Source organism: Gilliamella apicola (assembly GCF_000599985.1).
Taxonomy (GTDB): domain Bacteria; phylum Pseudomonadota; class Gammaproteobacteria; order Enterobacterales; family Orbaceae; genus Gilliamella; species Gilliamella apicola.
In genome coordinates this window covers 2,040,940-2,064,593 of the sequence record NZ_CP007445.1, presented here as the reverse complement: position 1 = coordinate 2,064,593, position 23,654 = coordinate 2,040,940, and the positions used below count along the sequence as shown (strand labels likewise).

Sequence of the window (23,654 nt, the reverse complement as noted above, 5' to 3'; positions counted from 1 at the left end):
ATCCTAATACTATTCTTCAACTTTAATGGTATAAACTCTATCATAGCGTTTTCCCGGACATGTATTTGTTCCGTAAGTGCCTCCAGAAAGTTCTATTGTGATTGTTCCTGCAACTTTAGGTGTTCCCTTTACTTCAAGATCATTATAGGAAACATATTCTGTTCCAAAATCAGTAGGAGATAATTCAAGACCTGATTTTTCTGGTTTAATATGATAGAAAAAGTGACGATCTATAGCCACGCCACCAAAAACTTCAATTTTAGCATAATAGGGATTACCCAATGAGGCATTAGGTAATGTTTTTGGTCGAACTTCTGGTTTATAACACAAACAACCGGTAAGAACAGTAGTCAAAAAAAATCCAATGATTAACATTAAGTGATATCGTATTTTTTTCATATAATTTATTTAGTTTAATTGAATTGGTTGTAAAAAGTGTTTTTTAAACACTTCCCTATTTGTTTCAATACCATTTACTTTTCCGTTTATGGTATTTTACTTATCACAAAAGCTGCATAAGAGTAACGCATAATATCAGCTAAAGTTGTATTTTTTAGTAAATGATCCTTTACTCTACCCCATGAAAAACACTCAAGCTCTACTAGCTCCGTGAGTAGAGTTTGTTCAGTTACCTCATGACCATTTATTTACTTTAAATTATCTGCCAAAACAATCCAATGGTTTTTAGTTTTTAAAGGCACATCTTTATTAAACATCCGTGATGTTATCAACATGACTACGTGCGTATCTTCACAAACATAAGAATTTAAGCGGCATAAATCTTTTAACGTGAATTTGGAGCCTGTCACTTGATTTATTATATTTGTATTGATTTCGTAAATAATTTCAGCGTCGGCTTTTTTAAACCACGTTTTAAGATCCCCCTGCTGTCGTAATACCAGGAATGTTATCATTAGGAGAATCATAATCAAAAAAACTATTTTCTGTATCTCTTAAACTTGCTAGAGTTATCCAATCAATAGCTGGAACTTTTGGTAAATATCCTGGTGGTTCATTTTTAAAAAAGTTTGTCGGATGACGACAATCATAACTAGGTTCTAGTTTTAATGTGCCAATTTTAGTTTTACCTGATTCCCAAAGTTCTTTCACCATCTGTTTGCCCTAGTTTAACTGAACCTTCTTCATAAAATTAAGCTGGGTTTTACCATATTCGGTCGCTAACTTGATGTGCTCTTGTCCACGTTTATCATCCATCCGTAACTTATTATTCGCCGGTGTGCAAATCACATTATGGCGTTTGTTTATGGTGGTCACATTGTCAGGGAGTTGACTATCATGCATCGCATGCGCAATATAAGGCCGGTCAGGATTACCGTTAGTAAACGCAACCGCAACTTCTGTGCCGTCAATCAGTGGAAAGTGAAAACATAGGTACTATCGGCATACGGTTTAGCCAGTCTTAACTATAAGCTCTCTTCACCGTTTCGCCACTCTTTTAAATCAAAGTTAAATTTAACCTGATAGCGCCCTTGTGTATCAATATAACCATAGATGTCATTATCTGGACTGGTTACCCAGCATAATATGATCCCATTTAAATACGACGGTACCGTCGCAATATTTAGGGCGCTGGATATAAACTTGTCTTGTTACCCGATTAAACCGTACTCGTATATACATTAACCCTTGTATCCTTTTTTAGTCGCTATTACCGTAATCAACGTATTTTCCGGTTTTTTCATCCAAAACGCACCACTCTAATCGGCTCTCTAAAATGCCTTTTTGCTCGGGAAAAAGGATAGTTATTCTTTGTGTTTATCATCAAGATTATCATCCAGTTCGGTATCAATCACCGTAATATAATCTGGTATTGGTGGCGCTTCACAGTAAAAGGTGACCCATTTAACGCCATCTGGAACTTCTTGTCGATATTCTTCGGTTGTCGTATCAACATAGAAATCCGGATCGGATTCGGATTTATTTATAAAAACTTCTAAAAATTCCTTTTCCATGTCGACCGTTTCCGGGTCGGGATACCCAAGTGTAGCAAATATTTTATCGGCCTCTTTTGAGCCACCTCCGAGTAATTTTTTATACCAAAAATAACCAATTAAAAACAATAAGATATATAATGGTGTTATAATCGAGACTCCAAAAACAAAATCATCTAAATTATTAGATGCAACAATAATTAAAACTAAATTACAAAGGTAAATTGATAATATAAAAAGTCCCACATTTTTTAATGCATCTTTATTATTAGCCTTTGAACCTTTCATTGCCCAAGGGTAAAGCCAAAGTCGATGATCAATTGGACGACGTAACGCATACGCGAAATAACCGTCTTCGTCACATGGTTCAACCACAACTTCTACCTGATCACCATTCCGAAAAAATGCTCGACAAAAAATGCCTCGAACTTCTAGGTTACCTATTTTACAAGTAAAGTACTGAACACTATTAAGAAAATCACTTTCATCTTCATAGCGGTTTGATGTTGCTACTTGACTGGCAGCGGCAAGATTATCGCCTATTAATGCTTGACTGATAGCGGGTAGACCATTTAAAGCTCCAGTACCAAAGACGGCTGAACTTGTATCAATCACTTTTAGATCTGATATTTTACCTTTGATAATTTGAAAATACTCACTCATAATTAAATCCTGTTATCTTCAAGATTATCATCCAGTTCGGTATCAATCACCGTAATATAGTCTGGTATAGGTGGCGATTCACGGTAAAAGCTGACCCATTTAACGCCATCCGGGTCTTCTCGCAGATATTCTTCGGTTGTCGTGTCAAAATAAAAATCTGGATCGGATGTGGATTTATTATTTATAAAAACTTCAAAAAATTCCTTTTCCATGTCTACCGTTTTCGGGTCGGGATACCCAAGTGTGGCAAATATTTTATCGGCCTCTTTTGAGCCACCTCCGAGTAATTTTTTATAGCAAAAATAACTGATTAAAAAGAACAAAATAAATACTGGAGTTGTAACAGAAAACCCAAAAGCAAAGTCACTTAAATCATTAGATACAATAATTAGTAAAACTAAATCGAAAAGATAAACTAATAATGTAAAAATTCCCGTATTTTTTAATGCAGCCCGACTATTAGCCTTTGAACCTTTCATTGCCCAAGGGTAAAGCCAAAGTCGATGATCAATTGGACGACGTAGCGCATACGCGAAATAACCGTCTTCGTCACATGGTTCAACCACAACTTCTACCTGATCACCATTACGAAAAAATGCTCGACAAAAAATGCCTCGAACTTCTAGGTTACCTATTTTACAAGTAAAGTACTGAACACTATTAAGAAAATCACTTTCATCTTCATAGCGGTTTGATGTTGCTACTTGACTGGCAGCGGCAAGATTATCGCCCATTACTGCGTGACTGATAGCGGGTAGACCATTTAAAGCACCACTTCCAAAGATGGCTAAACTTGTATCAATTACTTTTAGGTCAGATATTTTACCTTTGATAATTTGAAAATAGTCACTCACAATTAAATCCCGTTATCATCAAGATTATCATCCAGTTCGGTATCAATCACCGTAATATAATCTGGTATAGGTGGCGCTTCACGGTAAAAGCTGACCCATTTAACGCCATCCGGGTCTTCTCGCAGATATTCTTCGGTTGTCGTGTCAAAATAAAAATCTGGATCGGATGTGGATTTATTATTTATAAAAACTTCTAATATTTCCTTTTCCATGTCTACCGTTTTCGGGTCAGGATAGCCTAGTGTAGCAAATATTTTATCGGCCTCTTTTGAGCCTCCTCCGAGTAATTTTTTATACCAAAAATAAGTAATTAAAAAGAATAAGGTACATAATGCAGTTGAAATACAAAATCCAGTGATAAAAGTGCTTAACTGTTTAGATACAAAAATAACTTCAGCTAAAATACAAAAATAAACTGGTAGTATAAAAATTAACTCACTTTTTAATGCCACTCGACTATTAGCCTTTGAACCTTTCATCGCCCAAGGGTAAAGCCAAAGTCGATGATCAATTGGACGACGTAGCGCATACGCTAAATAACCATCTTCGTCACATGGTTCAACCACAGCTTCTACCTGATCACCATTACGAAAAAATGCTCGACAAAAAAAGCCTCGAACTTCTAGGTTACCTATTTTACAAGTAAAGTACTGAACACTATTAAGAAAATCACTTTCATCTTCATAGTGGTTTGATGTTGCTACTTGGCTAGCCGCGGCAAGATTATCGCCCATTAATGCTTGACTGATAGCGGGTAGACCATTTAAAGCTCCACTTCCAAAGACGGCTAAACTTGTATCAATCACTTTTAGATCTGATATTTTACCTTTGATAATTTGAAAATAGTCACTCACAATTAAATCCCGTTATCATCAAGATTATCATCCAGTTCGGTATCAATCACCGTAATATAATCTGGTATTGGTGGCGCTTCACAGTAAAAGGTGACCCATTTAACACCATCCGGAACTTCTTGTCGATATTCTTCGGTTGTCGTATCAACATAGAAATCCGGATCGGATTCGGATTTATTCATAAAAACTTCAAAAAATTCCTTTTCCATGTCGACCGTTTCCGGGTCGGGATACCCAAGTGTAGCAAATATTTTATCGGCCTCTTTTGAGCCACCTCCGAGTAATTTTTTATAGCAACAATAAATGATTAAAAATAATAAAGTACATATTGTAGTTGCAATACAAAACGTAGCGATAAAAGCACCTAAATCTCTAGTTAGAGCAATAATTAAAATTAAATTACAAAGATAAATGGGTAATATAAAAATTCTCGCACTTTTTAATGCATATTTACTATTAGCCTTTGAACCTTTCATTGCCCAAGGGTAAAGCCAAAGTCGATGATCAATCGGACGACGTAGCGCATATGCTAAATAACCATCTTCTTCACATGGTTCAACCACAACTTCTACCTGATCACCATTCCGAAAAAACGCTCGACAAAAAATGCCTCGAACTTCTAGGTTACCTATTTTACAAGTAAAGTACTGAACACTATTAAGAAAATCACTTTCATCTTCATAGCGGTTTGATGTTGCTACTTGACTGGCAGCGGCAAGATTATCGCCCATTAATGCTTGACTGATAGCGGGTAGACCATTTAAAGTTCCACTTCCAAAAACGGCTAAACTTGTATCAATCACTTTTAGGTCTGATATTTTACCTTTGATAATTTGAAAATACTCACTCACAATTAAATCCTGTTATCTTCAAGATTATCATCCAGTTCGGTATCAATCACCGTAATATAGTCTGGTATTGGTGGCGCTTCACAGTAAAAGGTGACCCATTTAACACCATCCGGAACTTCTTGTCGATATTCTTCGGTTGTCGTATCAACATAGAAATCCGGATCGGATTCGGGTTTATTCATAAAAACTTCTAAAAACTCCTTTTCCATGTCTACCGTTTTCGGGTCGGGATACCCAAGTGTGGCAAATATTTTATCGGCCTCTTTTGAGCCACCTCCGAGTAATTTTTTATAGCAAAAATAAATGATTAAAAATAATAAAATATATACTGTAGTTGTAATAAAAAACGCAGCGATAAAAGCACCTAAATCTCTAGTTAGAGCAATAATAAAAATTAAATTACAAAGATAAATGGATAATATAAAAAGTCCCACACTTTTTAATGCAGCCCGACTATTAGCCTTTGAACCTTTCATTGCCCTAGGGTAAAGCCAAAGTCGATGATCGATCGGGCGACGTAGCGCATACGCTAAATAACCATCTTCTTCACATGGTTCAACCACAACTTCTACCTGATCACCATTACGAAAAAACGCTCGACAAAAAATGCCTTGAACTTCTAGGTTACCTATTTTACAAGTAAAGTACTGAACACTATTAAGAAAATCACTTTCTTCTTCATAGCTGTTTGATGTTGCTACTTGGCTGGCAGCGGCAAGATTATCGCCCATTAACGCGTGACTGATAGCGGGTAGACCATTTAAAGCTCCATTACCAAAGACGGCTAAACTTGTATCAATTACTTTTAGGTCAGATATTTTACCTTTGATAATTTGAAAATACTCACTCACAATTAAATCCTGTTATCTTCAATATTATCATCCAGTTCGGTATCAATCACCTTAATATAGTCTGGTATAGGTGGTGCTTCACGGTAAAAGGTGACCCATTTAACGCCATCCGGGTCTTTTCGTAGATATTCTTCGGTTGTCGTGTCAAAATAGAAATCCGGATCGGATGTGGATTTATTATTTATAAAAACTTCTAATATTTCCTTTTCCATGTCTACCGTTTTCGGGTCGGGATAGCCTAGTGTAGCAAATATTTTATCGGCCTCTTTTGAGCCTCCTCCGAGTAATTTTTTATACCAAAAATAACCAATTAAAAACAATAAGATATATAATGGTGTTATAATCGAGACTCCAAAAACAAAATCATCTAAATTATTAGATGCAACAATAATTAAAACTAAATTACAAAGGTAAATTGATAATATAAAAAGTCCCACATTTTTTAATGCATCTTTATTATTAGCCTTTGAACCTTTCATTGCCCAAGGGTAAAGCCAAAGTCGATGATCAATTGGACGACGTAACGCATACGCGAAATAACCGTCTTCGTCACATGGTTCAACCACAACTTCTACCTGATCACCATTCCGAAAAAATGCTCGACAAAAAATGCCTCGAACTTCTAGGTTACCTATTTTACAAGTAAAGTACTGAACACTATTAAGAAAATCACTTTCATCTTCATAGCGATTTGATGTTGCGACTTGACTGGCAGCGGCAAGATTATCGCCCATTACTGCGTGACTGATAGCGGGTAGACCATTTAAAGCACCACTTCCAAAGACGGCTAAACTTGTATCAATCACTTTTAGGTCAGATATTTTACCTTTGATAATTTGAAAATACTCACTCATAATTAAATCCCGTTATCATCAAGATTATCATCCAGTTCGGTATCAATCACCGTAATATAGTCTGGTATTGGTGGCGCTTCACGGTAAAAGCTGACCCATTTAACGCCATCCGGGTCTTTTCGTAGATATTCTTCGGTTGTCGTGTCAAAATAAAAATCTGGATCGGATGTGGATTTATTATTTATAAAAACTTCAAAAAATTCCTTTTCCATGTCTACCGTTTTCGGGTCGGGATAGCCTAGTGTAGCAAATATTTTATCGGCCTCTTTTGAGCCACCTCCGAGTAATTTTTTATAGCAAAAATAAATGATTAAAAATAATAAAATATATACTGTAGTTGTAATAAAAAACGCAGCGATAAAAGCACCTAAATCTCTAGTTAGAGCAATAATAAAAATTAAATTACAAAGATAAATGGATAATATAAAAAGTCCCACACTTTTTAATGCAGCCCGACTATTAGCCTTTGAACCTTTCATTGCCCTAGGGTAAAGCCAAAGTCGATGATCAATTGGACGACGTAACGCATACGCGAAATAACCGTCTTTTTCACATGGTTCAACTACAACTTCTACCTGATCACCATTCCGAAAAAATGCTCGACAAAAAATGCCTCGAACTTCTAGGTTTCCTATTTTACAAGTAAAGTACTGAACACTATTAAGAAAATCACTTTCATCTTCATAGCGGTTTGATGTTGCTACTTGACTGGCAGCGGCAAGATTATCGCCCATTAATGCTTGACTGATAGCGGGTAGACCATTTAAAGCTCCAGTTCCAAAGACGGCTAAACTTGTATCAATCACTTTTAGATCAGATATTTTACCTTTGATAATTTGAAAATACTCACTCATAATTAAATCCCGTTATCTTCAAGATTATCATCCAGTTCGGTATCAATCACCGTAATATAATCTGGTATTGGTGGCGCTTCGCGGTAAAAGGTGACCCATTTAACGCCATCCGGGTCTTCTCGCAGAAATTCTTCGGTTGTCGTGTCAAAATAAAAATCTGGATCGGATGTGGATTTATTATTTATAAAAACTTCTAATATTTCCTTTTCCATATCTACCGTTTCCGGATCGGGATAGCCTAGTGTAGCAAATATTTTATCGGCCTCTTTTGAGCCACCTCCGAGTAATTTTTTATTCCAAAAAAAACTAATTAAAAAGCAAAAGGTACATAATGCCGTTGAAACAGTAAACGCAGCGATAAAAGCACTCAATTGTTTAGCTAGTATAGTTATTGTAACTAAAATACAAAGATAAACGGGTAATATAAAAATTCCTGCACTTTTTAATGCCGCTCGACTATTAGCCTTTGAACCTTTCATCGCCCAAGGGTAAAGCCAAAGTCGATGATCAATTGGACGACGTAGCGCATACGCTAAATAACCATCTTCGTCACATGGTTCAACCACAGCTTCTACCTGATCACCATTACGAAAAAATGCTCGACAAAAAAAGCCTCGAACTTCTAGGTTACCTATTTTACAAGTAAAGTACTGAACACTATTAAGAAAATCACTTTCATCTTCATAGTGGTTTGATGTTGCTACTTGGCTAGCCGCGGCAAGATTATCGCCCATTAATGCTTGACTGATAGCGGGTAGACCATTTAAAGCTCCACTTCCAAAGACGGCTAAACTTGTATCAATCACTTTTAGGTCAGATATTTTACCTTTGATAATTTGAAAATACTCACTCATAATTAAATCCCGTTTTAGTTCATTTTTCCAGAAAAAATATCCCCAATTGAATAACCATTCACATTGTTATATTTATATTGCTGTTTAAACAGTTCAGCTAATGCTTTTTGCTTAGCAATATCGGTTAATAACCCTTCTCGGTAGGCTTTTTGCCTTTTAAAATCGTTCTTGATGAGTAACAGTGCATCTTCTTCGGTAAATTTTTTGTTGTTTGGTTGTTCTTTTTGCTGATTATTATTTTGATTATTATTTTGATTGTTATTTTGATTATTACTTTGTAACATTGACTCAGTAATACCAAACGTGTCTTTTAATACTTTTTTAAATGCAGTTTGTTGAGCTTCAATAGTTGCATAGCTCTTTGAGTCTTGGTTTTCCGTTCCTAATGCACTATATTTCAGATACTTTTCAAGATCATTATCTGTTAAATACTCAATCAATACATCAAGTAACATAATAATGATACCTATCCATAAGGTTGTTCCAAGTAATGCTACACGCTTAGCTAAATATTGGACAGCATAAACTGAAAGAACACGATTAACGACTTCTTTAACGAACTGTTTGCGAATAGCCCTTTTCAGCAATATTCGTTCCATCCAAGGGACGTGATAAGTCACAGCAGCAATGAGTGTTAATCTGGCATTAACAAAATACAATCCACCATTCATAAAATTTAGTAATGCTATGCCATAATTTTCTTGTGACCATTCTTCTACACCTTTTGAAAATCTCGTAACACCAACAAACAATCCAGTTGTTGCCCCTAAAAATCCAGATAAAACTTTCATTCGACCAGCTATAACTGTTTCAGATCCCATAGACACTTTGGTAAATTGAAAAAGAAGCTCGCTTGCTATTGCGCTCAAGGCTAAAGTTGAACCGATCATTTCGCCATTCCAGAAATCATCATTTTTTAATTCTTGACGTTTATTAAAAAGAACGCCCCAGTTATATACTTCAAAAATGGCAATAAACAAGGCTAAACGTACGTCTTTAAATCCTTTACTTGCATTTGGTTCTTTAATATTAACAGTTTCAATGTCTTCTAAATTTGATTTTTTTAATTTTGTTAGAGTATCGGCATATTTTTCATTAAATTTAAGTTCATTAAGTCGATTATGTTCTGCACGAGCTTGTTTATATTGTTTTTTGTAATTGAGTATGTTGTCTTTTTCTTCACTAGTTAATTGTCTGACCGAGTTGCCAGGTTCACCCATTTGTAATGCTGTATTAAGTATAATATCATTCATTTTTTCAACTGATTTACAGTAGATTTTAGTTCCATACTTTGGGATTCCAAAGAGTGATCCATGGAACATAAAACACAGTGAAGCGTTAATTCTACGCGTTGCAATATTTAAGGGATGAAACATTTCATTTGCAAAACGCAATGCGAGATTATTCATTTTTAGCATTGGATTGCTGGTCATAATTTTAAGCAAGCGATCATTATTTGGTATTTTGATCCCTAATTTTTTAGCATCTTTTAAAATACTTTTATTTTTAGAAATAGCTTCTTTAGCTTTTTTTAATTCGTCTTCATATTTTTTAATAGCATTGGTAAATCCCTGTATTTTTTTATAATATGCAGCTAATTTGCCAAGTTTTGTTGTGCCATAGACTTCGTCAACCTTAACGTCTTCTTTTGTATTTTCAATTTTTTCAAGTATGGTTTGTATATCTTTTAGGATCATATCATTATTGTTCGCTAATCCTCGTAACATAATACTTTCACTAGTATCTTTCTTAGCATTGGAAGGATTAAACCACAATTTAATTTGTTTTTTACCAATTTTGGTTAGCTCCAATCCTGCGGTACATCTATCAACCACTTCTCTATAAATTACCCCATAGGGATTGACTTTGGCAGAAATTTTCTGTGCTTCTTCATCAGTGATGTCATTATCAGATTTTGCTAAATCAATTTCAGCTTGATTATCAAGCTCATCTTTAGTTTGATCATTAGTTGCAACAACTTCATACCAGATATTCCCATCTAAATCTTTCATATGCTGGTAAAAGCTACTTTGTAGAATCCATTCTATGTTTTGTATTGCTCTTTCTGTCGCTATTTCAGATATTTTATCTTGCAAAGATTTATATTGTTTATTGAAATTTTCAGGATTCAAACATTTTGAATATTTTTGATAGATACTATCTATATAGCTTTTACTTTCATTAATATAATCTTGTTTGTGAACATCGAAATCATTAAGAAGCATATCAGCGTATTGTTCAATACTAGATTGTGCTTTGTTAGTAACAAGTACTTTTTGCTCTGGTGTTAAATCAATATATTGAGGATAAATCGCATTTGCGGTTCTTCCTTCTCGATCAAAGCGGTTCTTATTCTTTCCGTATAAAAAATAATTTTTATCTAATTGATAATAACTTTTTCCATAACCAATAGGCGGTAACAAAGTATCAAACTCTTTACCAATCAACATTTGAATACGTTGCCTAAACGCATATGTTTTTCCATAAAGTTCATGATTTATTAGAATTGAAAGCTGATTATATATAGAAAAAACTGGCATTGAACTAGAATCAGGTAATTGTTTATTCTGCATAATCCATTCAAAATAAGGATTTTGGCTATAATGGTTTTCTAAATCACGCTTAATATCTTGCTGAATTAGAATTTGAGTAGCAAATTCATATGAAGAAAGAGAATCAAATTCTAATTCTCGCTCTTGTCTGTACTGAGAATCTTTAGCATATATTTCAGTAAAATAGCCATTTAACTCATATGCAATTCCTACAGGGTCATCAATGGCAATTAAGACAGGTGAATATCCTTGACAATACCTTTTCATTGTATATGCAACTGATTTTGCCTGTCCTTGCTGTTTCGTCCAAGGTATACAAGTGGTATTCTTATTTAATACAGCGTTATCAAAACCATAAGCAACAAATCCACCAACCCCCGTTTTTTGATTAATTCCTTTTTTATCATAACTGAGATTATCATTGTAAATATGCTTTTGAAGTTTTGTTTTATCACTATATTCTTTTATAGAATTTTTAACGTTGACTTTTTCATTATCATCATACGGTAATTTTGTTTGCTCAAAAGTAGGATTAAAATCTAAAATTTGCTCTATATTTTTTTGAGTTGCATTAGTAGCACTAATTGAAATTTTTTCTTGATTACCTTTCCAATCTTTAGTATCAATACTTTGCATACGTTGTTCAGGATTATTCTCACAGATTTCAATTAACTCATCTGTCCATATAAATTCACTAAATGCAATGTATATTTTTTTTTGTTCTTCAGGATTTGGTATAGTTATAAACTTATTATGTGTGGGATTATTAGCTAGATTAGGACATCTAAATCCACCTTCATTTTCAATTTCTTTTGCTGTCTTAGCCGTATTAATGGAGTGCTGTTTAAATAAATTACCATTATCATCAATAGTATAAATTTGCCATTTTTCATCACCAATTTCATTGGGAAGATATATATACAAAAAACCACTACGTAAGGATCTGACGTGATACTTATAATCAATTGCTAATCTTACTTTAGTTACTGCATCTAAATTTGCCCAAAGTGGAGTATCAACATTAAGATAATTTGGTATTACAGTATATCTTACAGGTAAGATCGCAATTCCTTGTGTCTGGCATCCACATTGTTTATCTGTCATAATAAAATTCCTTTATTTCATTATTTAGTTACTGATTCAATTTTATTTGCCAATCAGAGTTAATCATTTCGTTTAATAGATCAGTAAAATCAAAACGTGTTTTCATGTTCTGGATTTTATTTTGTACATAAGGGTGTAAGTCAAAATCTTCTCCCCACTTATATGCAAGTTTTGCCCACTCGACTAATAATGCTTTATCAGTAAAACCACGAGACATTAGGCGTAATAAACATGGTTTTATTTTATTTAACGATTCACATTCATTTATTTTTTCCAATGGGTGATTTTTTCGATATTTTTTTAAGAATTGGTTATTAATGCCAATGCAATTAAGTTCTTGTTCTAATTGTTGTTATACCCAATTGTCCTGTATATACCATACCTGGTTCATGATTATGTCGATAAAACAGATCACCATTACCATCTAGTAGCGTCCATATTTCAATATGCCCTAATAGTTTTATTTGTAATTTGGGATTTAATATGGTTAATAATTGAGGTAAAACTGCTGGATCATAAAACCGTAATAATTGCTTACTTTGATACATATTTTGCAATGACAGACATGAAAAATCTTCGGATATTTTTTCAACTTTCGTATGCGTAAATATCCAACCACTATAATGTCTTGTGCTATTTTTATATAAATTTTCTGGGTTTAACTCTGTCAATGCTTGATTAATGGTATAACGCAAAACATCTCGTTCATAATTATTCTTTAAATTTAAAGTTAAAAGTAATGGTCTTTGCCACGCTAACACGGAAGGATGTTTAATTTTTACTTGAGTAATTTTAAACTCCTTATAAAGAGATCCAATTATGTCGTCTTCCAATGCTGATATGAAAGGGTCTAAAATAACAATACAACGTGATTGATAAGGTTTAGCAAATTCACATAACTGTTCGGCTATCTCATCAATTTTTTCTATATCACCCGACAATTCGATTTTAGGTTTTGTAAGTAGCATTATTATCCATCTTAACTTAGTTTTATTAGGGCGTCTTGATTTTGCGCACCGCTTTTTGTTATCCGTTGACAATTTACTTCACCCGGTAAATCTAAAGTAAATTCCTGTTTTGCTGGCCCCATTTTCTGCAATGCATTACTTTTTATATAAACATTATCAGCCGTGCCCAGTTCAATCCCTGTACTGCTAAGTTTGATGTATGAACCACCACACATTAACGTTAGTTCTTCACTTGCGCTTACTCTTAGTTCACCATCTACACTGTCTATTTTAATATCTTGCTTAGCGGCCATATTTAGGTTGGCATTTTGTGCCTGCACCTCAACATCCCCTTGGTTAGCAAATACCTTCATTCCCGATTTATGGGCAAATAGACCGATGGATTCACCGGATGAGACGGTAATGTTTTTTAATGCATTGATGTCAGTTTGGTTTTCACTGGTGACTGAAACACTGTTTGACGTTGACAGTTGGATATTTTCAGGACTGGTTAAAGCAATGCCCTCTTGTGCATAAGCAAGAATGCCACTTTGGGCTAACTGGGTTAATGTTGTTTTAAGTTGTTCTTGACTGTCGGTATCTGCACCATGAGCTTCAGAGGCGGTTGCTGCATTTTGCAGTGCTTTGGCAATTGATAGTGCATTTTCAAGCTGGGTAATGGCAGCTTGCATATCAAGTTGTTTACCCTGTGCCTTAGGCTCGGTCTGACTGGTTAGGTATAAGCCTTTATTGGCAGCAATTGCACCCCACTCATCGGTGCGCAGTTCAAACCCTTCACCTCGCTGGGTTTTGTTTTGGTCAACTAAATGCCCAATGTTAAGCTGGGTTTTACCATATTCAGTCGCTAACTTGATGTGCTCTTGTCCGCGTTTATCATCCATCCGTAACTTATTATTCGCCGGTGTGCGAATCACATTTCTATGTTTGTTTATGGTGGTCACATGGTCAGGGTGTTGACTGTCATGCATCGCATGCGCGATATAAGGTCGGTCCGGATTACCGTTAGTAAACGCTACCGCAACTTCTGTGCCGTCAATCAGTGGAAAGTGAAAACCATAGGTACTGCCGGCATACGGTTTAGCCAGTCTTAGCCATAAACTCTCTTCACCGTTTCGCCACTCTTTTAAGTCAAAGTTAAATTTAACCCGATAGCGCCCTTGTGTATCAATATAACCATAGGTGTCATTATCCGGACTGGTTACCCGTGCCGGTAAGGTGCCATCAATGGTTGGAAAAGGGATAGGCTCTGGGCGGTAAGGTTTTAATGGCTGGTAAGGAATAGCGGTAAAACTCAGTTCATAAGCATCACTGCGGTTTCCCTGACCCTGCACCGTTAATATCATTATCCCTTCATCGATTCCGGCAATCGCACTGCCTTTGATGCGAATATGTTGACCTGGGGCTAAATTGGCCTGATTACTTTTACCGCGGATAACAATTTGACGGCTAATCGCTCGCTCATGACGAATGCGGGCATACCATTCACCACTTTCAACACCATTACCCGTATTACCAGAGTTAGTGCTAATATCATTGTTGTTATCGCGACTATTATCGTTATTATTGCCGTTACTGTCGCCGGTATCGATATCACCACTGTTTTCATCATCATCGTCATCATTATTATTGTTGGTGTCACTATCAATTCCATTATTGCTGTTACTATTACTATTTAACCCTTTATAGTGCTCATCATAACGGTAATCAGTACCATAAGTGGTGTTATCTTTCTGTTGGCTGTTAACCTCACCCAGTAAATTCGCCTGCGCATCTCGGTAGTTATAATCTTGTACTTGTACCGAAGCTTCCACCATTTGACTGTGCAAGGTCATATCCCAGACACTTTCAACGCCGTTATCCAGTGTGCCACTTGGTTGTTTGTAGACAATATCAGCCACCTGCTGGTAACCTTGTTCATAATCACTGATGACCATTACATCACAATTGTGTTCACCATGGGTTTCAAATCGGAAATAGACACCTACATCAGCAAGCAGTCTTTGAATAAACTCAAGGTCACTCTCTTGCCACTGGGTGATAAATTCACGCTCTGGGTATTGCTCTTTAAGTGCTAAACGATAATCAATCCCTGTATAACCATGACCGCGCAAGACCTCTTCAACCACACTGATAACGCTTTGATTTTGAAAAATAGCACAGTTATGACTTAATGACAGTTTGGCTAATTGCGATGACAAAACCACCTGATAACGGGCTTCGTCATTACTTACTGATAATTGACTGAACTGAGTAACCACACCATAAAGGGCGCGAGAGCCACCTTGAGATAATAATGAGTTTAAGGAATTAAGTGGATTGAGTTGCGTTAAAGAGTTAAGTGAATCAAGTGGATTGGATTGTGTAAACTTATCTAACTGTTTTAATGGCTCGGACTGTTTTAATGCTTGTAAAGGATTGGCAGAGGTTAAAGAATTGAGCGCATCAAGTCCTTTATTTGCAATATCACTTAAATTGTTAGAATTTGCCGGGTTAAAACTCAAACGGGCATTTTGATTAAGAAATGACTCAACAAGAAGATGTTTATTCGAGCTGGTAAAAGTAATAGTGTAATGCCAAGGCTGGTTAAGTTGTTCATTACCTTCAACCTGTAAGATTGAAATCTCAGCAGGCAACCCATCCATATTTAATGTATAGCGATTGTGACCCGCGCCATTAACCAAACCATTCTTTAAACCACGACTTAAACCATTCCCCAATTGACTAATCAGATTGGTTAATCCTTTATCCATGTTATCCTCGATATATTTCATGTACATAGCAAATACAACTTTGCTTTATTGAACTGTGTTTATTGTTATTAATAATTATTTAGTGTTATTTTTTACTAATGATTTGATTATTTTAGAATTTATTATTATAAGAAAAACGATTTAATGAATTCACGTTAAAAAACAACCTAAAAAAGAGTATAAAAATACCTTAATCTGCATATTTTGCAACCTTTTTTTGAAATTTTCTTTAACTTAAATTAGATAGATAACTTACTGATATCATTAATTAATTAACAAAATATAATTAAAATATATTACTTAAGAATTATCAAAAAAGGATTAACAAAATTTTGCTTTATTAGGTTTTATATTGAATGTTTTGCACAGAATTTTTATTAAAAGTTATATCTAAAAAATTCTTTTGACTGAAACATAGCCATAACCTCAAACTTTTTGACAAAATGACTGACTGTACAACGATAAAAATTATTTTTTAAACTATCGATAAGATAGTGAATAGAATTTTAGGGTGATTAAATAATATAATTAACTTAAGTCAAAAAAATTAATTATATTAATAAGTTATAATTTATTTTGTAAAAAATATTCAGGAGTGTATATCATTTCATTTTTTATTAATATCTAAATTTAATGCTAATAATAGGTTGATTGGCACCAGCTTTGCGCTCGAGTAGAATTTATATATGACTATCACCCTCATCTAACTCTCTACCAAAACCTGCCATACGACAAGTCAAGGTATTATCACCAACCATTTCCTAATTTACATAGTAAAACTCAACTGCCGTATTGGCATACGCGCAATGAACCAATGTGAATAAAAAAATAATCCTACTAAAACACGATTAAACATAAACATCACTCAAAGAATATTGGACAATAGTAACGCTAACTAATTAAAATTTAGAGCATAATTTATAGATTGAATTGATTTTTTTATATTTGGCAGTTAATTAAAAAAGATTACTCTATATTTGCAAACTTGTGCGTTTGAATACTGAGTAGCCACTTGTTGTCGTTGCGGTTTTGGTTAATCTTGCCAAGTAATTCAATTGTTTCAAACATATTAAATTCACCATTTTTTTCGCAAGGGGAAAGATAATAACGTTTTGCTTGAATATTTTGTTCAATATATTGGCAAAAAGGAAGAAAGTCCGCATGATTTTCGGCAACAATTCGCACTTCGCTTGCAGTCGGCTGTGCGATTTTTTGATATCGTGCTTGATAGCAAAATTTAGGGCTAAGGGCGATATAGTCAATTAGAGGATCGACTTTACCTAGCCCATTACTTTCAATAGCAATATAGTAACCAGCCTGTTTTAGTGGTAAAAGTAATTCTGGTAGCGCTTTAACCATAGTCGGTTCGCCACCGGTAATAATGATGTTTTTGCTCGTATATTGTTTAACTTTTGTCAATAACTGTTCTAATGTAAAACGGGTGTATTGGCGAAAGTTAGTATCGCACCAAACGCAATTTAAATTACAACCAGCAAAGCGGATAAAAATAGCAGGCATGCCTGTATTGTAACCTTCGCCCTGTAATGATTCGAAGATTTCAACAATGCGAAATTCTGTCATTTTTCGCTCCGATGATACTCGCAGTAAGACGTTGGTGTTTCCCAGAGTTTGATCATTGAGATGGGTAAATATTGTGACAGGCAATCAAAAATAAATTTACTCATACCTTCGGCAGTAGTGCGACAAGGAAAGGCGAAGATTTTGCGATTCATCTCTTTTAATAATGAAGCAATACGGCACTCATTAGGATTATTTTGATTGTATAGATAAGCATGATCAAGAGGATCAACAATATGTTGTTTCACTATAGCTTTTAAATCAGCATAATCCATCACCATATCAGCGCTAGAACCGTTATCTATCAGTTCTCCTTCAATTTCAACTAATAAGCGATAAGTATGACCGTGCAGGTTGTGACATTTTTTGTTGTGCCCGTCTAACATATGACAAGCATCGAATTGAAATTCTTTAGCAATTTTGAACATGTATAATTCCTAGTTTTTTTTCGTGGGATGGATTACGAACCACGGTTAGACCACCTAACAAAATAGAGCGGCTAATATAATGGATTAATGCTTAATTGTCATCTTACAATTGTTATTCCGAGCAATATTTATTACACTAATGGTGTAAAATTGAACGTTTATATTTTGCTTATTTCAACAACAGAATATAAATTAATTTTATTGTCGATTTTTTGTAAAAAATTTTCATAAAAAACTCTTGAAATTTATCTTTCCACACTCATTTAGTAACCATGCAAATGGTTTATCTGCTTAAAGCATTTAAGCCAAATCTATTGCTCAGGAGATAGTTAATATGAGGTTAGATAAACTCACTAATAAATTCCAACAAGCTTTAGCTGATGCGCAATCATTAGCATTAGGTAAAGATAATCAATACATAGAACCAGTCCATGTTTTATCCGCTATGCTTAACCAAGAAGGTAGCAGTGTCAAGCCTTTACTGGCAGCGGCTGGTGCTAATGTAGCAATGTTACAGCAAGAATTAAATCAAGCTATTGATCGATTGCCACAAGTTCAAGGCGTGGGTGGTGAAGTTATTCCATCACAAGAATTTGTCCGCGTTTTAAATCTTTGTGACAAATTAGCACAAAAAAATGGCGATAGTTATATCTCGTCTGAACTCTTTATCTTAGCGGCTTTAGACGAAAAGGGTAGTCTTAGTGATATTCTTAAAAAATCAGGGATCACAAAAGACAGATTAAATCAGGCCGTAAGTCAAGTAAGAGGAAGTGATAACGTGAACGATGCCAATGCCGAAGATCAACGTGGTGCGTTGAAAAAATATACCATTGATTTAACCGAGCGTGCTGAACAAGGTAAGCTCGATCCAGTGATTGGGCGTGATGAAGAAATTCGTCGTACAATTCAAGTATTACAACGTCGTACTAAAAATAATCCAGTGTTAATCGGTGAGCCTGGTGTGGGTAAAACCGCAATTGTTGAAGGACTTGCACAACGTATTGTAAACCGTGAAGTACCAGAAGGATTACGTAATAAGCGCGTATTGTCTTTAGATATGGGTGCTTTAATTGCTGGCGCTAAATATCGAGGTGAATTTGAAGAACGCTTAAAAGCCGTTTTAAAAGATTTAGCCAAAGAAGAAGGGCGCATTATTTTATTTATTGATGAAATCCATACCATGGTCGGTGCAGGTAAAAGCGATGGTGCAATGGATGCAGGTAATATGTTAAAACCTGCATTGGCCCGCGGTGAATTACATTGTGTTGGCGCAACAACGTTAGATGAATACCGTCAATATATTGAAAAAGATCCCGCTTTAGAGCGTCGATTCCAAAAAGTGTATGTGGCTGAACCAACTGTTGAAGACACCATTGCTATCTTGCGTGGTTTAAAAGAACGTTATGAATTACATCACCATGTACAAATTACCGATCCGGCAATTGTGGCGGCAGCAACGTTATCGCATCGTTATATTTCCGATCGTATGCTTCCTGATAAAGCCATTGACTTAATTGATGAAGCTGCATCGAGTATTCGTATGCAAATGGATTCAAAACCTGAATCATTAGATCGACTTGAACGCCGTATTATTCAGCTTAAACTTGAGCAACAAGCGCTTAAAAAAGAGTCTGATGATGCGAGTAAAAAACGACTAGAGATGCTAAACGATGAACTTGCTGAGAAAGAAAAAGAGTATGCGTCACTTGAAGAAGAGTGGAAGTCAGAGAAGGCTGCTGTTTCTGGTACTCAGACAATCAAAGCTGAGTTGGAAAAAGCACGTACTGAAATAGAACAAGCTCGCCGTGCTGGTGATCTTAATAAAATGTCAGAGCTGCAATATGGCAAAATACCAGAACTTGAGAAAAAACTAGCATCAGCAACACAGCTTGAAGGCAAGACTATGAAGTTATTGCGTAATAAAGTCACCGATAACGAAATTGCCGAAGTATTATCTAAAGCAACCGGTATTCCTGTTTCAAGAATGCTGGAAAGTGAAAAAGATAAATTATTACATATGGAAGATGCGTTACATAAACGTGTGATTGGTCAAGACGAAGCCGTTGTTGCGGTAGCCAATGCAATTCGTCGTAGTCGAGCAGGATTGTCTGATCCAAATAAACCAATTGGCTCTTTCTTGTTCTTGGGTCCAACGGGTGTTGGTAAAACTGAACTTTGTAAAGCTTTGGCTAACTTTATGTTTGATAGCGAAGATGCAATGGTCAGAATCGATATGTCCGAGTTTATGGAAAAACACTCTGTAGCACGTTTAATTGGTGCGCCTCCAGGATATGTAGGATATGAAGAGGGCGGTTATTTGACTGAAGCAGTAAGACGTCGTCCTTATTCAGTCATTTTGTTGGATGAAGTCGAAAAAGCACATCCAGATGTCTTTAATATCTTATTACAAGTATTAGATGATGGGCGCTTAACCGATGGACAAGGGCGTACGGTTGATTTTCGTAATACCGTTATTATCATGACATCTAACTTAGGCTCTGATTTGATTCAAGGTCAAGTTGAGTTAAGCTATGATGAAATGAAAGCATTAGTAATGACAGTTGTAACTAAACACTTTAGACCAGAATTCATTAATCGTATTGATGAAACGGTGGTATTCCATCCTCTTGGTCAAGAAAATATCAAAGCGATTGCGAAAATCCAATTAGCGCATGTTGAAAAACGCTTAGATGAACGTGGTTACCAATTGGATATTTCTGATGCTGCGTTAGAACAACTTGCTAAAGTTGGCTTCGATCCAATTTATGGTGCAAGACCGTTAAAACGTGCAATACAACAAGAGATTGAAAATCCATTAGCGCAACAAATATTATCTGGTAAGTTAGTTCCAGGTAAAACTATTCATCTAGATTTACAAGGTGATGAAATTGTAGCTAAGCAATAACATCCTTAACACTTGAAAAAGTCGACTATGAAGTGACCCCATAAAGTTGGACACTTTTATTAAGCGGCTTGTAAGGCCTGATTTCGATATTCAACCGGAGTCAGGCTTTTTAATTTGGCTTTAATCCGTTTGGTGTTGTAGTATTCTATATAGGTTTGATCAAAAACCATATTATGTATTTGATTTACAGTCTCAGATCCCATAGTACTGCCAGTTTGCGGGTTTATTTTACCGCCAAGTAATATCAATTCGCCATTGGTGCGACTACTAAGTAATGATGCTATTTGCGGTGAATTGGTAACAATAGTTAATTCTAGGTCATTAGGGATATATTCTGCCATGGCTAAATAAGTGGAGCCTGCATCAATAAAGATACACGTGTTCGCTTTGATTAACTCAGCACAACGCTTGGCGACGGATGACTTTTCGGCAACACTTTGTGTCATTCTTGTTTCAAAGCTTGCTGATTGTTTTAAATGACTGACTGCACCACCATATACTGTTTTGCAGATCCCATCTCGCGCAAGTTTTTGTAAATCTCGACGAATGGTATGCTCTGAAACACCAAGTAATTTAATCAAATCAGCGCTTACGACTCGACCATTTTCGTTTAACCACTGTTGAATATAAGATTGTCGTTGTTCAGGAAATGCATCGTAATTAATCATCATATATAACTCCATCAACTAATTTACCTCTATCCCAAGCCATATTCTTGTGATATATATTGTCTTCGCCTATATAGTGTGGATTTTCAAAAATGATATTATTTCGTTTTAATAAGCAGGCATTGTATTCATTTTCGGTACATTGACGGATTACGTTAGTACTAAAATAATGTGTCTGGCATTGATTTTTTTTATGAATATAGTGTTTATTCCTATAGTGATAAACACTATTAATTTGGATCATAATTTTTTGCTCATTTTCGTCATTATCATAACATCTTTTTGTGCCAGTTGCTGATTTGTCTTTATTGTTGAAATAGATGTTACTTCCCCACAAGTTTGTCGCTTTAAACTTACCGTTGTCATTGAGATAATAGTCATAGTTATCGCCCAATCTGGCATTAAAATGATACTTTTTAATGGCTAAATCAGGTTCACCGTCAAAGTTAATATCTTGCATGATAATACTGTTAAATTTGTTGTAACTGTAATTTAAATTTTGTATAAGTTGCAGTAGTTTATGATTTTTTTTATTGTAAACATTAATACCAACTAACTTAATTTTATCGTTTTTCTGCTTCGACAAAACGGCCGTAAAATAGAGCTTGTCTAGAGATTCTAATTGTAATAACTCAATCTGATTAAATTCAGTATTGGGTTGGTCATTGATTACAAATTGTTTTTGCAATACTACGGAGTATTGTTGATTATTTTTTCCATCGAACCAATAACCATTTAATGTTTCAGGCAAAAATTTTTGGTCGTCAGCTTGTTCAATGTGTATGTTAATAAATTTAAAATAGTGACTTGAATTTTTAACTTTTATTTTATGCAAAATATTATCAAGATAGATATCTTGATTATCATACAAAACTAAACTGGTAGGATGATCGTCCTCAGTACATGAGCGAATAAATTCACATTCAGCAGATAAAACATTAAGTTGTTGTTCAGGATCATTTTGATAGACCCAAAAACCTTTATTAACCTGATTTTTATTAATCTCATTTAATGAGGATTCTAAATATAACATAATTGGGTTGTCGGCAATGTAACCTTTATAAGCATAAATAGAACTTAATGCAGGGAAAGATATTATTAATAATAAGCTAATTAGCAAATTTCTCATTTTATTGGTTTATTTATTGATTATTCTATTTTTTAACTATGTCACAGTATAATGTCTTAAGTGGTTTTGTACAGTTAAATTCAAACGTTAAATGCTGATGGTGATAGCCTAAGCTATAATCATCTCTTTTATTCTACTGATTACTATGTTTTATATCATTTATTGATGGATGTTAATTGTTGACAATACCAACTTAAGTCGAATCTTAAGCAATTGTAAATATCTAATAATTTATTTATATCTTTAAATATTTAATCAGCAATAATGCATGTTTGCAGCAATTTTAGTTAATCTGATTGATTATCTTATGTTAGTAAAATAGTTCAGACTAATCTTTTTAATTAGTTAAAGTGCGGTTCCTCTTGTTGGAATAAAAAATTGAGAAGTATCTATATTTTCCAATTTAAGTAAGGCAATTTTTTTATCAATTCCGCCTGCATACCCAGTCAAATTACCTTTAGCCCCAATTACCCGATGACACGGAATGATGATTGATATTGGATTATGACCTACTGCTCCACCAACAGCTTGGCTAGACATGCTTGCGGTATTGGTTTTTTGCATGATCTGTTTTGCGATGTCGCCATAGGTAATCACTTGACCATAAGGAATTTGGCATAAAATATCCCAAACTAAATGTCGAAAAGGAGTACCCTGTGGCGCTAAGGGTAGTGTTTCAATAGTCGGTTTTTTACCATTAAAGTAGTCATCAAGCCACCGTTTAGTCATATTAAATATGGGTAAATTAGGCTGATACTGTTTTTGATCATGTACGATTTGTCCAAAATATTTTTGACCTTCGATCCACACTCCAACCAATTTATTTTGCTGACAAGCTAGTGTGATTAGTCCCATTGGCGAACAATAGGTGTCTAAATAAAACATAGATATCCTTATTGGGTAAAGATGCACAAATTCTATTATAGCGACTTCTTATATTATGCATATGGTTATTACTTTTTTTATTGAATATGTAAAAAGTATT

21 protein-coding genes, 2 pseudogenes and 1 riboswitch are annotated in these 23,654 nt (G+C 34.9%); of the genes and pseudogenes, 1 reads left to right on the top strand and 22 read right to left on the bottom strand.

Annotation, left to right across the window (positions count from 1 at the left end):
* Window positions 1–9 precede the first annotated feature (9 nt).
* The 18 genes and pseudogenes from GAPWK_RS09320 to queD form a co-directional block, all read right to left on the bottom strand.
* On the bottom strand, window positions 10–399 hold the full coding sequence (locus GAPWK_RS09320) for a hypothetical protein (RefSeq protein ID WP_238551116.1): 390 nt from the start codon (window positions 397–399) through the stop codon (window positions 10–12).
* 474 nt (window positions 400–873) lie between these two features.
* Window positions 874–1,113 (bottom strand): hypothetical protein, encoded by a 240-nt coding sequence (locus tag GAPWK_RS14295; RefSeq protein WP_025315964.1) that lies wholly within the window; start codon window positions 1,111–1,113, stop codon window positions 874–876.
* A 36-nt stretch (window positions 1,114–1,149) separates the two neighbouring features.
* Window positions 1,150–1,553 (bottom strand): annotated as a pseudogene (locus GAPWK_RS15605) (type VI secretion system Vgr family protein); the annotation flags it as partial.
* Window positions 1,519–1,641, bottom strand: coding sequence for a hypothetical protein (locus GAPWK_RS15345; RefSeq protein WP_269147111.1), 123 nt, complete (start codon window positions 1,639–1,641; stop codon window positions 1,519–1,521). The gene GAPWK_RS15345 and the pseudogene GAPWK_RS15605, both read right to left, overlap by 35 nt.
* Window positions 1,642–1,763: 122 nt before the next feature.
* Window positions 1,764–2,615 carry a putative type VI secretion system effector gene (locus GAPWK_RS09305; RefSeq protein ID WP_025315963.1) on the bottom strand — a complete coding sequence of 284 codons (852 nt, stop codon included), beginning with the start codon at window positions 2,613–2,615 and terminating at the stop codon, window positions 1,764–1,766.
* A 2-nt stretch (window positions 2,616–2,617) separates the two neighbouring features.
* Window positions 2,618–3,469, bottom strand: coding sequence for a putative type VI secretion system effector (locus GAPWK_RS09300; protein ID WP_025315962.1), 852 nt, complete (start codon window positions 3,467–3,469; stop codon window positions 2,618–2,620).
* Between the two features lie 2 nt (window positions 3,470–3,471).
* Complete coding sequence (locus tag GAPWK_RS09295; protein ID WP_025315961.1) at window positions 3,472–4,323, bottom strand: putative type VI secretion system effector; 852 nt, start codon at window positions 4,321–4,323, stop codon at window positions 3,472–3,474.
* 2 nt (window positions 4,324–4,325) lie between these two features.
* Window positions 4,326–5,174, bottom strand: a complete 849-nt coding sequence (locus GAPWK_RS09290; RefSeq protein ID WP_025315960.1) for a putative type VI secretion system effector — start codon at window positions 5,172–5,174, stop codon at window positions 4,326–4,328.
* A 2-nt stretch (window positions 5,175–5,176) separates the two neighbouring features.
* Window positions 5,177–6,025, bottom strand: coding sequence for a putative type VI secretion system effector (locus GAPWK_RS09285; RefSeq protein ID WP_025315959.1), 849 nt, complete (start codon window positions 6,023–6,025; stop codon window positions 5,177–5,179).
* A 2-nt stretch (window positions 6,026–6,027) separates the two neighbouring features.
* Window positions 6,028–6,879: a putative type VI secretion system effector gene (locus tag GAPWK_RS09280; protein ID WP_025315958.1), complete on the bottom strand. Its 852-nt coding sequence runs from the start codon at window positions 6,877–6,879 to the stop codon at window positions 6,028–6,030.
* A 2-nt stretch (window positions 6,880–6,881) separates the two neighbouring features.
* Window positions 6,882–7,733 carry a putative type VI secretion system effector gene (locus tag GAPWK_RS09275; RefSeq protein WP_025315957.1) on the bottom strand — a complete coding sequence of 284 codons (852 nt, stop codon included), beginning with the start codon at window positions 7,731–7,733 and terminating at the stop codon, window positions 6,882–6,884.
* A 2-nt stretch (window positions 7,734–7,735) separates the two neighbouring features.
* Window positions 7,736–8,587: a putative type VI secretion system effector gene (locus GAPWK_RS09270; protein ID WP_025315956.1), complete on the bottom strand. Its 852-nt coding sequence runs from the start codon at window positions 8,585–8,587 to the stop codon at window positions 7,736–7,738.
* A gap of 14 nt (window positions 8,588–8,601) precedes the next feature.
* The gene (locus GAPWK_RS09265) at window positions 8,602–12,243 is read right to left on the bottom strand and encodes a T6SS effector BTH_I2691 family protein (protein WP_025315955.1); all 3,642 of its coding nucleotides are present in this window, start codon (window positions 12,241–12,243) and stop codon (window positions 8,602–8,604) included.
* Between the two features lie 28 nt (window positions 12,244–12,271).
* Window positions 12,272–12,520, bottom strand: coding sequence for a hypothetical protein (locus GAPWK_RS09260; protein ID WP_038517436.1), 249 nt, complete (start codon window positions 12,518–12,520; stop codon window positions 12,272–12,274).
* Between the two features lie 52 nt (window positions 12,521–12,572).
* Complete coding sequence (locus GAPWK_RS09255; protein ID WP_025315953.1) at window positions 12,573–13,211, bottom strand: DUF4123 domain-containing protein; 639 nt, start codon at window positions 13,209–13,211, stop codon at window positions 12,573–12,575.
* 11 nt (window positions 13,212–13,222) lie between these two features.
* Entirely contained in the window at window positions 13,223–15,982 is a 2,760-nt protein-coding gene (locus tag GAPWK_RS09250; protein ID WP_158413597.1) for a type VI secretion system Vgr family protein, read from the bottom strand.
* 945 nt (window positions 15,983–16,927) lie between these two features.
* Entirely contained in the window at window positions 16,928–17,542 is a 615-nt protein-coding gene (locus GAPWK_RS09245; RefSeq protein ID WP_025315951.1) for a 7-carboxy-7-deazaguanine synthase QueE, read from the bottom strand.
* A complete protein-coding gene (queD, locus tag GAPWK_RS09240; RefSeq protein ID WP_025315950.1) occupies window positions 17,539–17,967 on the bottom strand; it encodes a 6-carboxytetrahydropterin synthase QueD in 429 nt (142 codons plus the stop codon). The genes GAPWK_RS09245 and queD overlap by 4 nt, the downstream gene beginning before the upstream one ends.
* Window positions 17,968–17,970: 3 nt before the next feature.
* Window positions 17,971–18,016: riboswitch (PreQ1 riboswitch) on the bottom strand.
* 285 nt (window positions 18,017–18,301) lie between these two features.
* On the opposite strand from queD, the gene clpB reads away from it, so the two are divergent.
* A complete protein-coding gene (gene clpB / locus GAPWK_RS09235; RefSeq protein WP_025315949.1) occupies window positions 18,302–20,872 on the top strand; it encodes an ATP-dependent chaperone ClpB in 2,571 nt (856 codons plus the stop codon).
* Between the two features lie 59 nt (window positions 20,873–20,931).
* Here clpB and GAPWK_RS15340 read toward each other — a convergent pair whose 3' ends face one another.
* The 4 genes and pseudogenes from GAPWK_RS15340 to GAPWK_RS09220 form a co-directional block, all read right to left on the bottom strand.
* A complete protein-coding gene (locus tag GAPWK_RS15340) occupies window positions 20,932–21,318 on the bottom strand; it encodes an IS3 family transposase (protein WP_269147136.1) in 387 nt (128 codons plus the stop codon).
* 42 nt (window positions 21,319–21,360) lie between these two features.
* Window positions 21,361–21,540 (bottom strand): annotated as a pseudogene (locus tag GAPWK_RS15335) (DeoR family transcriptional regulator); the annotation flags it as partial.
* Window positions 21,533–22,669, bottom strand: a complete 1,137-nt coding sequence (locus GAPWK_RS09225) for a hypothetical protein (RefSeq protein ID WP_146206957.1) — start codon at window positions 22,667–22,669, stop codon at window positions 21,533–21,535. The pseudogene GAPWK_RS15335 and the gene GAPWK_RS09225, both read right to left, overlap by 8 nt.
* A 345-nt stretch (window positions 22,670–23,014) precedes the next feature.
* Window positions 23,015–23,554: a methylated-DNA--[protein]-cysteine S-methyltransferase gene (locus tag GAPWK_RS09220; protein WP_025315946.1), complete on the bottom strand. Its 540-nt coding sequence runs from the start codon at window positions 23,552–23,554 to the stop codon at window positions 23,015–23,017.
* Between the last annotated feature and the right edge of the window lie 100 nt (window positions 23,555–23,654).

Coding starts and splice junctions, on each gene's coding strand:
- GAPWK_RS09320 (WP_238551116.1), bottom strand. CDS start 399: ATGAAAAAAATACGATATCACTTAATGTTAATCATTGGATTTTTTTTG.
- GAPWK_RS14295 (WP_025315964.1), bottom strand. CDS start 1,113: ATGGTGAAAGAACTTTGGGAATCAGGTAAAACTAAAATTGGCACATTA.
- GAPWK_RS15345 (WP_269147111.1), bottom strand. CDS start 1,641: ATGTATATACGAGTACGGTTTAATCGGGTAACAAGACAAGTTTATATC.
- GAPWK_RS09305 (WP_025315963.1), bottom strand. CDS start 2,615: ATGAGTGAGTATTTTCAAATTATCAAAGGTAAAATATCAGATCTAAAA.
- GAPWK_RS09280 (WP_025315958.1), bottom strand. CDS start 6,879: ATGAGTGAGTATTTTCAAATTATCAAAGGTAAAATATCTGACCTAAAA.
- GAPWK_RS09275 (WP_025315957.1), bottom strand. CDS start 7,733: ATGAGTGAGTATTTTCAAATTATCAAAGGTAAAATATCTGATCTAAAA.
- GAPWK_RS09270 (WP_025315956.1), bottom strand. CDS start 8,587: ATGAGTGAGTATTTTCAAATTATCAAAGGTAAAATATCTGACCTAAAA.
- GAPWK_RS09265 (WP_025315955.1), bottom strand. CDS start 12,243: ATGACAGATAAACAATGTGGATGCCAGACACAAGGAATTGCGATCTTA.
- GAPWK_RS09255 (WP_025315953.1), bottom strand. CDS start 13,211: ATGCTACTTACAAAACCTAAAATCGAATTGTCGGGTGATATAGAAAAA.
- GAPWK_RS09250 (WP_158413597.1), bottom strand. CDS start 15,982: ATGAAATATATCGAGGATAACATGGATAAAGGATTAACCAATCTGATT.
- GAPWK_RS09245 (WP_025315951.1), bottom strand. CDS start 17,542: ATGACAGAATTTCGCATTGTTGAAATCTTCGAATCATTACAGGGCGAA.
- queD (WP_025315950.1), bottom strand. CDS start 17,967: ATGTTCAAAATTGCTAAAGAATTTCAATTCGATGCTTGTCATATGTTA.
- clpB (WP_025315949.1), top strand. CDS start 18,302: ATGAGGTTAGATAAACTCACTAATAAATTCCAACAAGCTTTAGCTGAT.
- GAPWK_RS15340 (WP_269147136.1), bottom strand. CDS start 21,318: ATGACACAAAGTGTTGCCGAAAAGTCATCCGTCGCCAAGCGTTGTGCT.
- GAPWK_RS09225 (WP_146206957.1), bottom strand. CDS start 22,669: ATGAGAAATTTGCTAATTAGCTTATTATTAATAATATCTTTCCCTGCA.
- GAPWK_RS09220 (WP_025315946.1), bottom strand. CDS start 23,554: ATGTTTTATTTAGACACCTATTGTTCGCCAATGGGACTAATCACACTA.